The organism is Streptomyces capparidis (assembly GCF_054782095.1).
Map to the genome: position 1 here is coordinate 147143 of NZ_BAAGTD010000011.1, position 13481 is coordinate 160623.

The 13481-nt window shown below is 74.3% G+C and carries 15 protein-coding genes; 7 read left to right on the forward strand and 8 right to left on the reverse strand.

All coding sequences use genetic code 11. The features are described from left to right. Nucleotides 1-11 precede the first annotated feature (11 nt). The gene (locus tag ACYVO2_RS12085; protein WP_461007700.1) at nt 12-1106 is read right to left on the reverse strand and encodes a magnesium and cobalt transport protein CorA; all 1095 of its coding nucleotides are present in this window, start codon (nt 1104-1106) and stop codon (nt 12-14) included. Nucleotides 1107-1671: 565 nt separating this feature from the next. Between ACYVO2_RS12085 and ACYVO2_RS12090 the strand changes: the two genes are divergently transcribed. The 4 genes from ACYVO2_RS12090 (at nt 1672) to ACYVO2_RS12105 (ending at nt 4859) form a co-directional block, all read left to right on the forward strand. Continuing rightward, on the forward strand, nt 1672-2286 hold the full coding sequence (locus ACYVO2_RS12090) for a suppressor of fused domain protein (protein WP_461007701.1): 615 nt from the start codon (nt 1672-1674) through the stop codon (nt 2284-2286). A gap of 131 nt (nt 2287-2417) precedes the next feature. Beyond that, nucleotides 2418-3056 (forward strand): DUF6758 family protein, encoded by a 639-nt coding sequence (locus ACYVO2_RS12095; RefSeq protein ID WP_461007702.1) that lies wholly within the window; start codon nt 2418-2420, stop codon nt 3054-3056. Between the two features lie 195 nt (nt 3057-3251). Further along, nucleotides 3252-4109: a PHP domain-containing protein gene (locus ACYVO2_RS12100; RefSeq protein ID WP_461007703.1), complete on the forward strand. Its 858-nt coding sequence runs from the start codon at nt 3252-3254 to the stop codon at nt 4107-4109. A gap of 126 nt (nt 4110-4235) precedes the next feature. Further along, on the forward strand, nt 4236-4859 hold the full coding sequence (locus ACYVO2_RS12105) for a MarC family protein (protein WP_461007704.1): 624 nt from the start codon (nt 4236-4238) through the stop codon (nt 4857-4859). Between the two features lie 67 nt (nt 4860-4926). Here the strand turns inward: ACYVO2_RS12105 and ACYVO2_RS12110 are convergent, their stop codons facing one another. After that, a complete protein-coding gene (locus ACYVO2_RS12110; RefSeq protein WP_461007705.1) occupies nt 4927-5079 on the reverse strand; it encodes a hypothetical protein in 153 nt (50 codons plus the stop codon). A gap of 276 nt (nt 5080-5355) precedes the next feature. Here ACYVO2_RS12110 and ACYVO2_RS12115 point away from each other — a divergent pair, with 276 nt between their 5' ends. Then, the gene (locus tag ACYVO2_RS12115) at nt 5356-6324 is read left to right on the forward strand and encodes an NYN domain-containing protein (protein WP_461007706.1); all 969 of its coding nucleotides are present in this window, start codon (nt 5356-5358) and stop codon (nt 6322-6324) included. A gap of 28 nt (nt 6325-6352) precedes the next feature. Here the strand turns inward: ACYVO2_RS12115 and ACYVO2_RS12120 are convergent, their stop codons facing one another. Together ACYVO2_RS12120 and ACYVO2_RS12125 are read right to left on the reverse strand one after the other, a co-directional pair. After that, nucleotides 6353-7237: an alpha/beta fold hydrolase gene (locus ACYVO2_RS12120; RefSeq protein WP_461007707.1), complete on the reverse strand. Its 885-nt coding sequence runs from the start codon at nt 7235-7237 to the stop codon at nt 6353-6355. A gap of 55 nt (nt 7238-7292) precedes the next feature. Beyond that, nucleotides 7293-8864, reverse strand: a complete 1572-nt coding sequence (locus tag ACYVO2_RS12125; protein ID WP_461007708.1) for a DEAD/DEAH box helicase — start codon at nt 8862-8864, stop codon at nt 7293-7295. Between the two features lie 490 nt (nt 8865-9354). Here ACYVO2_RS12125 and ACYVO2_RS12130 point away from each other — a divergent pair, with 490 nt between their 5' ends. Next, nucleotides 9355-10083, forward strand: coding sequence for a ferritin-like fold-containing protein (locus ACYVO2_RS12130; RefSeq protein WP_461007709.1), 729 nt, complete (start codon nt 9355-9357; stop codon nt 10081-10083). Between the two features lie 19 nt (nt 10084-10102). Here the strand turns inward: ACYVO2_RS12130 and ACYVO2_RS12135 are convergent, their stop codons facing one another. From ACYVO2_RS12135 to ACYVO2_RS12150, 4 genes are all read right to left on the reverse strand, one after another. Further along, the gene (locus tag ACYVO2_RS12135; protein WP_461007710.1) at nt 10103-10384 is read right to left on the reverse strand and encodes a hypothetical protein; all 282 of its coding nucleotides are present in this window, start codon (nt 10382-10384) and stop codon (nt 10103-10105) included. Between the two features lie 210 nt (nt 10385-10594). Beyond that, a complete protein-coding gene (locus ACYVO2_RS12140; protein WP_461007711.1) occupies nt 10595-10822 on the reverse strand; it encodes a DUF3107 domain-containing protein in 228 nt (75 codons plus the stop codon). A 122-nt stretch (nt 10823-10944) separates the two neighbouring features. After that, a complete protein-coding gene (locus ACYVO2_RS12145) occupies nt 10945-11586 on the reverse strand; it encodes a TetR/AcrR family transcriptional regulator (RefSeq protein WP_461007712.1) in 642 nt (213 codons plus the stop codon). A gap of 286 nt (nt 11587-11872) precedes the next feature. Then, nucleotides 11873-12118, reverse strand: a complete 246-nt coding sequence (locus tag ACYVO2_RS12150; RefSeq protein ID WP_461007713.1) for a hypothetical protein — start codon at nt 12116-12118, stop codon at nt 11873-11875. Nucleotides 12119-12506: 388 nt separating this feature from the next. On the opposite strand from ACYVO2_RS12150, the gene ACYVO2_RS12155 reads away from it, so the two are divergent. Next, on the forward strand, nt 12507-13475 hold the full coding sequence (locus tag ACYVO2_RS12155) for an alpha/beta fold hydrolase (protein WP_461007714.1): 969 nt from the start codon (nt 12507-12509) through the stop codon (nt 13473-13475). The last annotated feature ends 6 nt before the right edge of the window (nt 13476-13481 follow it).

Here is a 13481-nt window from a genome sequence, read left to right on the forward strand (position 1 = left end):
CGCCCCGCCGCTCACAGCCAGCCGTTGCGCCGGAAGCCGCGGTGTATGGCGCAGCAGACCGTGGCCGTCAGCGCCAGCACCATCGGATAGCCGTACCGCCAGCGGAGCTCGGGCATGTGGTCGAAGTTCATCCCGTAGATGCCGCACACCATGGTCGGCACCGCGATGATGGCCACCCAGGCGCTGATCTTGCGCATGTCCTCGTTCTGGGTGACGGTCACCTGCGCGAGGTTGGCCTGGAGGATCGAGTTCAGCAGGTCGTCGAAGGCCGTGACGTGCTCGTTGACCCGCGCCAGGTGGTCGGCCACGTCCCGGAAGTACTTCTGGATCTCCGGGTCCACCAGCCGCATCGGCCGCTCCGACAACTGCTGCATCGGCCGCAGCAGCGGGCTGACGGCCCGCTTGAACTCCAGCACCTCGCGCTTGAGCTGGTAGATCCGCCCCGCGTCCGCGCCGCGCCGCCCGCCGGGGCCGCCGGAGAAGACCTCGAACTCCACCTCGTCGATGTCGTCCTGCACCGCCTCGGCGACCGCCAGGTAGTCGTCCACCACCCGGTCGGCGATGGCGTGCAGCACCGCCGACGGGCCCTTGGCCAGCAGCTCGTGGTCGCACTCCAGCCGGTGCCGCAGCGCGCGCAGCGAGCCGTGCCCGCCGTGCCGCACGGTGATCACGAAGTCCGGGCCGGTGAAGACCATGATCTCGCCGGTGTCCACCACCTCGCTGGTGGCGGTCAGTTCGGTGTGGTCCACGTAGCGGACGGTCTTGAAGACGGTGAACAGCACGTCGTCGTAGCGCTCCAGCTTGGGGCGCTGGTGCGCGTGCACGGCGTCCTCCACGGCCAGCGGGTGCAGGCCGAACAGCTCGGCGATGCCGGAGAACTCCTCCTGCGTCGGCTCGTGCAGGCCGATCCACACGAAGCCCTCGCCGCGCTCGCGCACCCGGCGCAGCGCCTCCCGCTGGGTGGCGTGCTCGCCGACGCGATGGCCGTCCCGGTAGACCGCGCAGTCCACGACGGCGCTGGCGGGCTCGTGGGCGGTGCGGGCGGGACCGTGGTCGCGCCGGAAGGCGGGGCGGACCACCGACCGCAGGTCGCGGATCATCGACATCGCAAGCTCCTTCGCGGGGCGGGCCGCCGCCCTCGGGCCGTCACGGGGACGGCGGAGGACGGCGGTGCTTCACCGGACTGCACGTAATGCGAAGCGGAGGGCGCTCTACCGTCACGGCTTCCCCGGCGCGCGGCGGGAAACGGCCCCCGCGGCGGGGATGTTCAGCGAAGCCCGCGGTGCTCGGCGACGCCGGCGCGGCACGGGGCGGCGCCTGCGGGTGCCGCCGGGAAGCGGCGGCGGAAGTCGGAGAGCGAGCGGTTCAGCGAGCGGAACGCCGGACGGCAGAGCTGCCGGTACTGCACGGTCGGCTCGGATCCATGCGCAGCCCCACCTCCCTCGGCCGTTCCCCGCTGGGGGATTCCCGACACTCAAGCGGCGCGCCCCGGGCACGCCTCCCGGACTGACGCGGGGCACAGCACCCCGGCCCGGGCCCTGGCGGGACGTCAACGCGAAGGGGGACGCCCGGCCAGCAGTCAACCTTAGCGTCCGGGGACAACGGGCCGCCACTCGCGCGCACGGCCGGGGTGTCGGGCGGGCTCCCGCGGCGCTGGCATACCCTCGGCCCATGGGTGACAGCTCCTTGGGCCACCACGCCGCCGACGGCGGGGTGCTCCGCCGCGTGGAGACCGCGCTGACCGGGGCCTTCGGGCAGCCGGACGGCCGGGCCGCCGTCACGTTCCTGGGCGCCGACCGCATCGAGGTGCTGCGGTTCGCCGAGCCCTCCGGCATCGTGCGCTACGTCACCCTGGGGATGTCCCGCCGGCCGATGGCCGACCCGCTGGCCACCGTCGCCGACCCGGTGCGCGGGCCCCGCGCGGAGCTGGTCCTCACGGTGCGCGGCGGGCGCGACGAGGTGCTGCGCCCGCTGGCCGTGCTCGCCGCGTCGCCGCAGGTGGAGGGCGTGGTGGTGGCGCCGGGAGCCTCGCTCGACCTGGGGGAGCCGCTGTGGCCGGGGGCGCCGTTCCCCGCGGTGCTGGTGGCCGAGTCCGGCGGGCTGGTGCCCGATGTGGAGCTCGCGCCGCCCGCCGACCCGGTGCGCTTCCTGCCGCTGCTGCCGATGACCGCGAACGAGGCCGCGTACAAGCGCGTCCACGGCGCCGCCGCCCTCCAGGAGCGCTGGCTGCGGCACGGCACCGACCTGCGGGACCCGCTGCGCGCCGGGGTCCGGCTGGACGACTGAGCGGCGCCGCGGGACGAGCGGCGCGGCACGGCGCCGCCGGGCCCGGGCCCGGCGCGAAGAGGTGCGGGCGGCCCGCCGAGCGGGCGATCATCCTTGACGCAAGGCACCGTTTCGGAGGACCGTGGGGCGTTATGAGGGGCGAACCCAGTTGCCCGAGGTGCGGTGGGCGGGTCAGGGCGCCCGGTCTGTTCTCCGACTCCTGGCAGTGCGACGTGCACGGCGCCGTCCACCCGCTCCAGCCCGTGGTACCGCCGAGCGTCGAGGCGCTCGGCGTCGTGGTGCACCGCTCCCGCGTCCCGGTGTGGATGCCCTGGCCGCTGCCGGTCGGCTGGCTGTTCACGGGCGTCGCCTACGCGGGTGACGACGTGTCGGGCGGCCGGGCCAGCGCCGTGGCCTGCTCGGGCCCCGGCCCGCTGGGCGGCCCCGGCGAGCTGGTCCTGGTCGCCGAGGAGCTCGGCGTCGGGCTCGGCGCGCGCTACGCCGGGCTGCCCGGCCCGGACCCGGGCCCCGGCATGTGCGTGGACAAGCCGGCGCAGGCCAAGGTGCTGGCCGCGGGGCGGCCCACCCCGCTGTGGCACGTGCGGGACTCCCCGCCGGACCGGGTGGTCTTCGCCGGGGAGGCCAGGGGCCTGTGGCTGTGGGCGGTGGTGTGGCCCGAGCAGTCCGGGCTGCTGATGTACGACGAGCTGGTGCTCACCGACCTGCGGGAGGCCGGGGCGGAGATAGAGCTGCTGCCCTGCGGCGCGCTCTCCCCGCGGCTGCTCACCTGACCGCCGGGTCCGCGGTGGCCGCCGTGCCGCCCGGCTCGGCCGGGCCCGCCGGGCCCGCCGGGCCCGCGTCCGGTGCGCGGACGCGCGGGCGGACCTGTCCTGACCACCTCAAAACCGGCGGGGTTATCCTTCAGGCGCGGAACCCTCCGTACCACCCGTAAGCGGTGCCCCCGTCCGAGCCTGGAGCAAGCGCCCGTGCGCATCGACCTGCACACCCACTCCACCGCATCGGACGGCACCGACGCGCCCGGCGAGCTGATGCACAACGCGGCCGAGGCCGGGCTCGACGTCGTCGCGCTCACCGACCACGACACCGTCGGCGGCCACGCCGAGGCGGCCCGGGCCCTGCGCGAGCTGGCCCTGCCGCTGACCCTGGTCACCGGCGCCGAGCTGTCCTGCCGGATCGACGGGGTGAGCATGCACATGCTCGCCTACCTGTTCGACCCGGAGGAGCCGGCGCTGGCCCGGGAGATGGAGCTGGTCAGGAACGACCGGGTGCGGCGCGCCCGGGCCATGACCGAGCGCTGCCGGGAGCTCGGCGCGCCCATCACCTGGGACCAGGTGCTGCGGGTGGCCGGGAGCGGCGCCGTCGGCCGCCCGCACGTGGCCACCGCGCTCATCGACGCGGGCGTGGTCCGCTCCATCGAGGAGGCGTTCACCGACGCGTGGATCGGCTCGGGCGGACGGGCCTGGGTGGACAAGCACGAGCTTGACCCGTTCCACGCCGTCGCGCTGGTCAAGGGCGCCGGAGGGGTGACTGTCTTCGCCCACCCGGCCGCCGTCAAGCGGGGCCGGGTGGTGCCCGAGCGCGTGATAGCGGAGCTTGCGGAGGCCGGCCTCGACGGCGTGGAGGTGGACCACCTCGACCACGACGAGGCGGCCCGGGCGCGGCTGCGGGCCCTCGCCGCCGAGTGCGGGCTGCTGGTCACCGGTTCGAGCGACTACCACGGCACCCGCAAGGCCGTCCCGCTGGGCGCGCACACCACCGACCCGCAGGTGCTGGCCGAGCTGGTCAGCCGCGCCACCGGCGCCCGCCCGCTGACCGGCGGCTGACCGCCCGGGCCCGCGCCGCCGGCCCCGCCCGGCCGCACCGCCCGCCCGCGCCCCTTCCGGCCGCGACCCTTCCGGCAACCCCCCACCCAGGCACGACCCGACCCACAGGCGAAGCGCGTCAGCACCATGAACCTCCTCGATCCCGCCCTCTTCGGGTCCGTCTTCCTCACCCTTTTCGTGATCATGGACCCGCCGGGCATCATCCCGATCTTCCTGGCCCTCACCTCGGGACGCCCGTCCCGAACCCAGCGCCGCATGGCCCTCCAGGCGGTGCTGGTGGCGTTCGGCGTCATCACCGTGTTCGGCATCGCCGGCCGCCAGATCCTGGACTACCTGCACGTGTCGGTGCCCGCGCTGCGGGTGGCCGGCGGGCTGCTGCTCCTGCTGATCGCGCTCGACCTGCTCACCGGCAAGGCGGACGAGCCCACGCAGAGCAAGAAGGACGTCAACGTGGCGCTGGTGCCGCTGGGCATGCCGCTGCTGGCCGGGCCGGGCGCCATCGTCACCGTGATCCTCGCCGTGCGGAACGCCGACGGGGTGGGCGGGCAGGTCTCGGTGTGGGCGGCCATCGGGGCGATCCATGTGGTGCTGTGGCTGGTGATGCGCTACTCGCTTGGCATCATCCGGGTGATCAAGGACGGCGGCGTGGTGCTGGTGACCCGGCTGTCGGGGATGCTGCTTTCGGCCATCGCCGTGCAGCAGGTCGTCAACGGGATCTTCGAGTTCATCGACCACGGGCCCGCGGGCTGAGGCCGCGGGCGCCGGACATGCGGAAGGCGCCCCCGCGGGCGAGCGGGGGCGCCTTCACCGTCGTCGGTCACACGGCCGGGGCGTCCACCGGGCGGATGTACAGCCGCTCTCCGGTGGCGGCGGCTTGCTGCACAAGCTGTTCCACGGTGGCTGCGTCCGCGACGGTGCGATCGACGGCGAGGCCGTCGGTGTCGTTGAGGCGCATGATCTCGAAGTGCATGAAAGCTCCCTTCGTCAGCGTCTTCACACTCCTGTAGTGCTGCTTCCGAGCAGTTGCCTGTCCGTTAAAAGTAGATTGCTGGGTTTCGCCCGTCCTGGCGCGTGGGTTGTGCCGTTCGGGTGAACAGGGCGCAGCGGGCTGGGACAGGCGCTCCATGTGTGCTCAACATAGATAGTCGAGAAACCATTCCCTACGCTAACAAAAATTCTTACTCATCGAAGCGTGGTGCACCCCGCGCTTGTCCCCGGGACCCGCGGCGCCCGACAATGGCCGAACATGAACCACGCACCACCCGACGACGCCCCCGCCGTCACCGACCCCGTCGAGGCGATCCGCGCCGAGCTGGCCGTGACCAACGACCTGCTGCGCCGCGTGCTCGCCGAGGTCGCCACGACCCCGTCCACCCACGCGATCTTCGTGGACGCGGGCTACGTCTACGCCGCCGCGGGCCGCCTCGTGATCGGCACCGAGGACCGCAAGGCGTTCGTGCTGGACGCCGAGCACCTCATCGAGGCGTTCATCGACAAGGCCCGCACGATCTTCCCCGACAGCCGGCTGCTGCGCGTCTACTGGTACGACGGCGCCCGCCAGCGGGTGCCCACCGTCGAGCAGCGGCAGATCGCCGAGCTGCCCGACGTCAAGGTGCGCCTGGGCAACCTCAACGCGCACAACCAGCAGAAGGGCGTGGACTCCCTCATCCGCGCCGACCTCGAATCCCTGGCCAGGCACCGCGCCATCACCGACGCCGTGCTGATCAGCGGCGACGAGGACCTGGTGTCCGTGGTCGAGGCCGCCCAGGCGTACGGGGCGCGGGTCCACCTGTGGGGTGTGGAGGCCGTCTTCGGCAAGAACCAGGCCGACCCGCTGCTGTGGGAGGTGGACAGCCAGCGCACCTTCGACCTCGAGTTCTGCAAGCCGTTCCTGACCCGCCGCCCGGTGCGCACCGCGCCGTCCCCCGCCGGACCGCCCGGCGCCCACCCGTTCGCGCAGGACGGGCCCGGGCCCGTGCCGAGCCGCGACGAGGTGCGCTTCGTCGGGGCCCGGGTGGCCGCGCAGTGGCTGGCCACGCGCGGGCGTGACAACCTCGCCGACCTGCTGCCCGGCCACCCGTACCTGCCGGGCACCATCGACCAGGAGCTGCTGGTGGAGGCGGAGAGCATCCTGGAGCACTCCCTGCGCGCCCACGGCGACCTGCGCCGGGCGCTGCGGGACGGCTTCTGGGAGCACCTCCAGGGGCAGTACTAGACGGCTTCCGGCCCGCGGGCGGCGGTGGTCAGCCGCCGCCGGACCGCACGCCGTCCCAGAACGCCACCAGGGCCGCCGCGGTCCGCTCCGGGAACTCCGCGTTCGGCGAGTGGCCCGCGCCCTCCACCACGACCCGGTCCGCGCCCAGGCGGCGCGCCATGGCGTCCATCGACGGCACCGGCCAGGCGTAGTCGCGGGCACCGGAGAGCACCAGCTTGGGCAGGGGCACCGCGGCCAGTTCCGCCACCCGGTCGGGTTCGTTCACCAACTGCTCACCGGTGACGATCAGGTGTTCGGGAACGGTCGCAAGCCAGCGCCGGTGCAGAAACTCCTCGATCGCGGGGTCCTCCGCCGCGCGGGGCGGAGGCGTCTGCTTGGGCTCCTCCAGCTCCTGCTTGACCCGCCAGATCGTCTCCAGGTCCACCGAGCCGAGCGCGTCGACCAGCATCTTCACCCGTGCCGCCTCGCCCGCCTCGATCGCGCCGGGACCGGAGCTGACCAGCGTCAGCGAAGCCCAGCGGCCCGCGCCCTCGGCCAGCACGGCCGCGCGCGCCACCAGACCGCCGAAGGAGTGGCCCACCAGGTGCACCGGCCCGCCGTCCGCGACGGCGTCGGTCAGCGCGGCGACGTCCCGCGCCAGCTCGTCACGGGCGTAGACCGCGCGCTCGCGCGGCCCGCCCGTCTCGTACTGCCCGCGCAGGTCCACGGCGACCACCCGGTACCCGGCCAGCGCCAGCGGCTCCAGCAGCGCGATGAAGTCCTCCTTGCTGCCGGTGAACCCGGGCACCAGCACGGCGGTGCCCGCGGCCGGCCCCGGCGGCAGGGCCTCGTGCGCCGCGAACACGCCGCGGCCGGTGGCGATCCGGCGGGCCCCGGCCGGGGCGGGCAGGTCGAGGAAGGGCGGTCGGCTCATGGGGCGAGGCTAATGCCGTGCCCGGCCCCGTGGTCCGCCGCCCGCCGCCTCGCGGTCAGCCCTCCGCCTGCTCGCCGGCGCCCTGCGACACCCCGCTCCTGCGGGTGCGGCGGCGACGACGGCGCGGGGCCGCCCCGTCACCGTCGGCCGACGCCGGGGCCTCGGCGGACGCCGGCGCGGGGGAGACCTCGGTGGCGGACGCGGTGTCCTGCCCGGCCTCGGCCGGCGCGCCCGCCGCCGCGCCGCGGGTGCGGCGGCGGACCCGGCGGGGCCTTGCGGCCTCCTCGGACTCCTCCGCCGGCGCCGCGGCCTCGCCCTCGGCGGACGGCACGGCGTCGGCCGGCACTCCGCTGCGGGTGCGGCGGCGCTGGCGCTCCCGCTTGGGGCGGGGGCTCGCCGGAGCCGCCGCCTTCTCGCGCTTGCGGCCGCGGCCGCCGGTCTCGCCGAGGTCCTCGAGCTCCTCCGCGTCCAGGCCGGCCCGGGTGCGGTCGGCGCGCGGCAGCACACCGGTGATGCCCTCGGGGATGCCGAGCTGCTCGTACAGGTGCGCGGAGGTGGAGTAGGTCTCCTCCGGGTCGTTGAACGGCAGGTCGAGCGCCTTGTTGATCAACTGCCAGCGGGGGATGTCGTCCCAGTCCACCAGCGTGATCGCCGTGCCGGACGCGCCCGCGCGGGCCGTGCGGCCGATGCGGTGCAGGTAGGTCTTCTCGTCCTCGGGCGTCTGGTAGTTGATGACGTGGGTCACGTTCTCCACGTCGATGCCGCGCGCGGCGACGTCGGTGCAGACCAGCACGTCCACCTTGCCGTTGCGGAAGGCGCGCAGCGCCTGCTCGCGCGCCCCCTGGCCGAGGTCGCCGTGCACCGCGCCCGCGGCGAAGCCGCGCCGGGAGAGCTGGTCGGCCACGTCGGCGGCGGTGCGCTTGGTGCGACAGAACACCATCGCCAGGCCGCGGCCCTCCGCCTGGAGGATGCGCGACACCATCTCCGGCTTGTCCAGCGAGTGGGCGCGGAAGACATGCTGTGAGACGTTCGCCACGGTGGCGCCCTCGTCGTCCGGCGCGGTGGCGCGGATGTGCGTGGGCCGGCTCATGTAGCGGCGGGCGAGCGAGATCACCTGGCCCGGCATGGTGGCCGAGAACAGCATGGTCTGGCGCCTGGCCGGAAGCATCTCGATGATCTTCTCGACGTCGGGCAGGAAGCCCAGGTCGAGCATCTCGTCCGCCTCGTCGAGCACCAGCGCGCGCACCGAGGACAGGCGCAGCTTCTTCTGCCCCGCCAGGTCCAGCAGGCGGCCCGGGGTGCCGACGACCACGTCGACGCCCTTCTTCAGCGCCTCGACCTGCGGCTCGTAGGCCCGGCCGCCGTAGATCGCGGCCACCCGCACATTGCGGACCTTGCCCGCGGTCAGCAGGTCGTTCGTCACCTGCTGGCACAGCTCGCGCGTGGGGACGACGACGAGGGCCTGCGGGCCGTCGGCGAGCCGGTCGGCGGAGGCGCGGCCGGCCTCGACGTCGGCCAGCACGGTGACGCGCTCGAGCAGGGGGAGGCCGAAGCCGAGGGTCTTGCCCGTGCCGGTCTTGGCCTGGCCGATGACATCGCTGCCCGCGAGCGCGACCGGCAGCGTCATCTCCTGGATCGGAAAGGGGTGGACGATGCCGACGGCCTCGAGCGCCTCGGCGGTCTCGGGGAGGATCCCCAGGTCTCGGAACGTGATCGTAGTCAGGATGCTTGCCTCTTCCGTGAGACGCGGTGTGGGTCAGCGAGGGGGTCACGCGCCCGATGGTCGGGAGCGGACCGCGCCGGGCGGGTACGCCCTTGCGCCACAGTGGTTCTGGGCCGGGGCGCGCAGCCCGGCGTCAGCCGGAGGTGTCACAGCGCGAGCCCTCGCACAGCCGCGAGCGGGCCCCTCCTGCCGCACGGCGGGAGGGCGGTCGGTCCGGAGCCGATCGGGCCACCGACCGGGCATCCGCATACACAGCCCGCCGGAAGATCCAGCGGGCTTCAATACCACTGTACCCCGGCTGGACGCATCTGTACCCGATCAAGTTCGGCCACTGGCCGAGGACCGGCGGTGGGCGGGGGCCGCGCGGCCTCGGCGGCGGGCTACGCTGCGCTGCATGGACGACACCCCCGAGCGCGGCGCGGCCGCCGACCCGATCACCTCCCGGAGCTGGGAGGAGGCCGCCGCGGACCCGCGGTACCGGGCCGCCGTGGTGGACCTGCTCGGCGCCCTCGCCTACGGCGAGCTGGCGGCCTTCGAGCGCCTCGCGGAGGACGCCAAGCTGGCCCCGACCCTGGACGACAAGGCGGCGCTCGCCGCCATGGCGGCGGCGGAGTTCCACCACTTCGAGCGACTGCGGGACCGGCTGACGGCCATCGGCGAGGAGCCCACGGCGGCCATGCGGCCGTTCGCCGCCCCGCTGGACGAGTTCCACCGGCTCACCGCGCCGTCGGACTGGCTCGAAGGGCTGGTCAAGGCGTACGTGGGCGACGCGATCGCCAGCGACTTCTACCGCGAGGTGGCCGCCCGCCTGGACGCCGACACGCGCGCGCTGGTGCTCGCGGTGCTGGACGACACCGGGCACGCGTCGTTCGCCGTGGAGAAGGTCCGCGCGGCCATCGAGGCCGAGCCGCCGGTCGGCGGGCGCCTCGCGCTGTGGGCGCGCCGGCTGATGGGCGAGGCGCTCAGCCAGGCCCAGCGTGTCGTGGCCGACCGGGACGCCCTGTCGATGATGCTGGTGGGCGGGGTCGCCGAGGGCTTCGACCTGGCCGAGGTCGGGCGGATGTTCTCCCGCATCACCGAGGCCCACACCCGCCGCATGGCCGCCCTGGGGCTGGCCGCCTAGGCGGTGCCCGGCCACGGGTCTAGGCGTGCCGGGTCCTGGACGGGGCGGCGTGCCTGGCGCGCCGCTTGGGGCCCACCAGTATGGTGACCAACGCCACGGCCACCGCCGCCGCCACCGGCAGGGTGAGCGGCGCGTTGCCGGGGCCCAGCACCATGCGGGCCACCCAGCCGCCGGTGAGCGCGGCGGTCAGGCCCGTCGCGGCGACCAGGAGCGCCGACGGGAGGCGCCCGGGCAGGGCCCGGGTGGCGCCGTAGGCGACGGCGAGACCGACCAGGGCGAAGCCGAGTGTCTCCAGCAGCATGCGGCCCTCCTCTTCACGGTGCGCCCGCTCCCGTTGCGGTCGTGGTGGTCCTACCCACCGGTAGGAGGGCTTAAAGCTCCGCCCGGGGGCGGGGCGCGGTTCCCGGCGGGAGCCCGGACGGCGCAGCCCTCCGTCCCGGAGGACCCGCCCCGCGCACACGGAGAAGGCGCCCGGCTCCGAGGGAGCCGGGCGCCTTCTCCGAAGCGGGGGTCACAGGGCGCCGAAGCCCACCTTCCGCTGGGCCTGCTCGCCGATCTCGACGTAGGCGACCCGGTCGGACGGGACCATGATCCGGCGCCCGTGCTCGTCCACCAGGGTCAGCAGCGGCGACTTGCCGCCGATGGCGTCGTTGACCGCCTGCTCGATCTCCTCGACAGACTGCGGGCTCTCGAGGGTGATCTCCCTGGGCGCGTGCTGTACGCCGATCTTGACCTCCACGGCTTTTGTCCCTCCGACGGTCAGTGGTCGCGCACCTGGGCGCGCTGTACGTGGCAAGACTAATGGCGCGCGTGATCAGGCATGGGCGGGAAGGTGTACGCCCACAGCGAAGGAGCCCCGCGTCAGTGGTGGCCCTCCGCCCCGTGCAGCGGGAAGCCGGCGATGCCGCGCCAGGACAGCGACGACACCAGCCGGGCCGCCGCGTCCCTGGGCAGCTTGCCCTCCCGCGACAGCCAGTACCTGGCGGTGATCTGCGCCATGCCGCACAGGCCCACCGCCAGCAGCATCGACTCCTCCGCGGGCAGGTCGGTGTCCTCGGCGATGACCTCGCTGACCGCCTCGGCGCACTCGCGGCTGACCCGGTCCACGCGCTCGCGCACCGCGGGCTCGTTCGTCAGGTCGGACTCGAACACCAGGCGGAACGCGCCGCCCTCGTCCTCCACGTACGCGAAGTAGGCGTTCATGGTCGCGGCCACGCGCTGCTTGTTGTCCGAGGTGGACGCGAGCGCGCCGCGCACGGCCTGGATGAGCGCGTCGCAGTGCTGGTCGAGCAGGGCCAGGTACAGGTCGAGCTTGCCGGGGAAGTGCTGGTAGAGCACGGGCTTGCTGACGCCGGCGCGCTCGGCGATGTCGTCCATGGCCGCGGCGTGGTAGCCCTGGGCGACGAACACCTCCTGCGCGGCTCCGAGCAACTGGTTGCGGCGCGCGCGGCGCGGCAGGCGGGTGCCCCGCGGGCGCGACTCGGTGTCCTCGATGGCCGTCACGCCGCCTCCTTGTGCTGGTCTGCCGGGTGGTGAGTGCCGTTGCTGCCGTTCGTGCGCTCGCCATCGTACTTTTCGGTAACCCGGGTGGGGGGTGCGCGAACGCAGAATCTCACCCAATGGAACTTGTCGGGATCCGACAACTCCCGTCCGGTCCTGCCTCAATTCTTGCGCCTGTTGCGCCTCCGGTGCCTCCGGCGGGCCCCGGCGCCCGACCCCGCGGCCGCGGACGGGCCGCTGCCGGGGCGGGGACGGGCCGCCGCGGGGCCCCGCCCGAGGCGGGCGGGCGTCAGTCCCGGTAGTCGTCCTCGTCGAGCTCCACGACGTAGTGCTGCTCGACGGTGTCCGCCTCCGGGGCCTCGATGTCGCGCACATGGCCCGGGGGCAGGGGGGCGATGTCGCGCCGGAGCTCGGCGAGCTGCTCGGCGATGTCCGCCTCCGGGGCCTCGATGTCGGCGTCCACGGTCTGCGGCTCCCCCTCGTCCAGAGGCGGCAGGGCGTCGTCGAAGCGATCGGGGTCGGTCGGGTCGGACATGGTCTTCCTTTCGCTGGTGTCGCTCCGGCGGGCTTCCGCTGAGCGTAGGAGAGAGTGCCCAGGCCCACGGGACAGCACACGTTCGAAACCCCCTTGGCCGAAGCCTCGCGCCCCGGCCCGGGCCGCCGCCTTCCCCGGCCGGCCCGCCGGGGCCCGGCCACGGGCCGCGGGCGGAGTCCCGCGGGTGGTTCCCGCCTTTTCTCCCGGCTCGTTCCCGGCTGATTCCCAAGGATGCGGATTCGAACGCCGCCCCGATTGCCGAACAACCAGACCGGTACGTATATCGTCTCGTAACATTGTCGGCGCGCACCCGCCTCCGGCGGCGCGCCATGCCGGCATCCGCGGCTCCTCCGCCGCGTTCGGTCCACCTCGAGACAGGGAGCGCGCCATGGCCTCCATCGAGCAAGCGGGCGCCGCGCTCGAGGCCGGCGCCGCGCTGCCCGGTGGTCCCGCCCCCGGGCCGCCGCGCCTGGTCACCCACGCCGGCCTGACCCTCGCGGTCCGCGACCGGCCCCCGGCGGCGGAAGGGCTGCCGCCCGCGCTGTACGTGCACGGGCTCGGCGGCTCGTCGCTGAACTGGCTGCCGCTGATGGAGCTGCTCGCCGACACCGTGGACGGCCAGGCGCTCGACCTGCCCGGCTTCGGGCACTCCCCGCCGCCCGACGACGGCGACTACTCCAGCGAGGCGATGGCCCGCGCGGTTATCCGCCACCTGGACGCCTCCGGCCGGGGCCCGGTGCACCTGCTGTCCAACTCCCTGGGCGGCACGGTGTCGGTGCACGTCGCGGCCGAACGCCCCGACCTGGTGCGGACCCTGACCCTGATCTCGCCCGCGCTGCCCGAGCTCCCGCCCCAGCGCACCGCGCTGCCCACCGTCCTGGTCGGCGTGCCCGGCGTGCCCGCCCTGTTCACCCGGGCGACCCGCAACTGGACGGCGGAGCGCAGGGTCAGGCTCACCGTCGAGACCTGCTACGGCGACCCCGCCCGGATCGGCGAGGCGGAGCTGGCCGCGGCGGCCGAGGAGTACCGGCGGCGCGTGGAGCTGCCCTACTTCTGGGATGTGATGGCGCGTTCCATGCGCGGCATCGTGGCGACGTACACCGCCCACGGGAAGCGGTCGCTGTGGCGCCGTGCGCAGCGGGTGAACGCGCCAGTCCTCCTGGTTTACGGAGTTCGTGACAAACTGGTCTCCTATCGGATGGCGCGGCGCGCGTGCGCCGCGTTCTCCGACGCACGGCTGCTGGTCCTGCCGGATTCCGGGCACGTGGCGATGTTGGAGCACCCCCAGTCGGTGGCGAGGGCGTTCAGGGAGCTGCTGGGGGCACGGATGCGCAAGTCGAGTTCTGGCAGGAGTTGAGGACAG

Excerpts from the sequence above, each read along its gene's own strand:
- ACYVO2_RS12110 (WP_461007705.1), bottom strand. The coding sequence starts at position 5,079 with ATGCACTTCGAGATCATGCGCCTCAACGACACCGACGGCCTCGCCGTC.
- ACYVO2_RS12095 (WP_461007702.1), top strand. The coding sequence starts at position 2,418 with ATGAGGGGCGAACCCAGTTGCCCGAGGTGCGGTGGGCGGGTCAGGGCG.
- ACYVO2_RS12120 (WP_461007707.1), bottom strand. The coding sequence starts at position 7,237 with ATGAGCCGACCGCCCTTCCTCGACCTGCCCGCCCCGGCCGGGGCCCGC.
- ACYVO2_RS12125 (WP_461007708.1), bottom strand. The coding sequence starts at position 8,864 with ATGACGCTGCCGGTCGCGCTCGCGGGCAGCGATGTCATCGGCCAGGCC.
- ACYVO2_RS12105 (WP_461007704.1), top strand. The coding sequence starts at position 4,236 with ATGAACCTCCTCGATCCCGCCCTCTTCGGGTCCGTCTTCCTCACCCTT.
- ACYVO2_RS12135 (WP_461007710.1), bottom strand. The coding sequence starts at position 10,384 with ATGCTGCTGGAGACACTCGGCTTCGCCCTGGTCGGTCTCGCCGTCGCC.
- ACYVO2_RS12115 (WP_461007706.1), top strand. The coding sequence starts at position 5,356 with ATGAACCACGCACCACCCGACGACGCCCCCGCCGTCACCGACCCCGTC.
- ACYVO2_RS12130 (WP_461007709.1), top strand. The coding sequence starts at position 9,355 with ATGGACGACACCCCCGAGCGCGGCGCGGCCGCCGACCCGATCACCTCC.
- ACYVO2_RS12155 (WP_461007714.1), top strand. The coding sequence starts at position 12,507 with ATGGCCTCCATCGAGCAAGCGGGCGCCGCGCTCGAGGCCGGCGCCGCG.
- ACYVO2_RS12150 (WP_461007713.1), bottom strand. The coding sequence starts at position 12,118 with ATGTCCGACCCGACCGACCCCGATCGCTTCGACGACGCCCTGCCGCCT.
- ACYVO2_RS12090 (WP_461007701.1), top strand. The coding sequence starts at position 1,672 with ATGGGTGACAGCTCCTTGGGCCACCACGCCGCCGACGGCGGGGTGCTC.
- ACYVO2_RS12085 (WP_461007700.1), bottom strand. The coding sequence starts at position 1,106 with ATGTCGATGATCCGCGACCTGCGGTCGGTGGTCCGCCCCGCCTTCCGG.